We start from the raw sequence: 849 nt of genomic DNA on the forward strand, positions 1-849 counted from the left end.
GCTCGCGGAACTCGGCCGTGTATGTCGGGGTGTGCTTCTTCTTCGATTCCATAACGGTCATCCTCTGAGAGTTTTACCCTCTCGGAAACCCGGGGCGGTTCACTTCTGCGCTTTTGCCCGGCCAGTCGAAATTCTCGACGGCCCAATGGACGAAGACGCGTTTGAAAGCCTTGGTTTTGGTCAGACCGATTGACCCGTGCTCTCGCGCATATTGCAGGATCAGGAGAGCGGCCCGAAGCAGCGGAGAATGCGCGAGGTCGGGATGGTCATCGGCGAGAGTACGAAATTCGATCATGCCAGGATGCTGTCACATCCCGTGCTGCAGTTCCATGATGTCCGCACAGTATGAATTCACTACCCCCGAGATTGTGTGCCTGCACCGAATGGCCGGTCTGTCGGGCTGCGGCGCAGCATCGCAATGGCATGATGAACGGCAGGTAATGAGATGTGTCGGCTGCTTTCCCACCATTGGGTTAGCCTTAACCGGGATCAACCGTGCAAAATGGAGAAGCAGCCATGTGTGCAAAGAAGACAGGAAGCTTCAAAGACCTCGTCGTCGTCGGGATCGACATCGGGAAGGATACGTTTCACCAGGTCGGGTTCGGCTGGTCCGGTCAACTGGTCATGCGCAAGCAGATCAAGCGCTCGGCCCTGAATGCCACTTTTGAGCAATTCCCACGCTGCATCGTGGGAATGGAGGCTTGCCTCAACCGCAATCGCTTGACCCTCAGGTCTTCTCCGCTTTGAACCGCCCCGGGTTTCCGAGAGGCTTCTTTGTTCAAAACCTACGCGGCTTTTTCAAGGGTGTTCATCTGTGCGTAGAACGCCTCCTCCACTTCTTGCGGCGGC

General features: G+C 56.5%; 2 pseudogenes. One reads left to right on the top strand and one right to left on the bottom strand.

Annotation, left to right across the window (positions count from 1 at the left end):
• Window positions 1–103: 103 nt before the first annotated feature.
• A pseudogene (locus CEF10_RS16700) lies at window positions 104–295 on the bottom strand (hypothetical protein); the annotation flags it as partial.
• Window positions 296–516: 221 nt separating this feature from the next.
• On the opposite strand from CEF10_RS16700, the pseudogene CEF10_RS16705 reads away from it, so the two are divergent.
• Window positions 517–711: pseudogene (locus tag CEF10_RS16705) on the top strand (IS110 family transposase); the annotation flags it as partial.
• Window positions 712–849: the final 138 nt, after the last annotated feature.

This window comes from Roseovarius salinarum, assembly GCF_002834145.1.
Lineage (GTDB): Bacteria > Pseudomonadota > Alphaproteobacteria > Rhodobacterales > Rhodobacteraceae > Roseovarius > Roseovarius salinarum.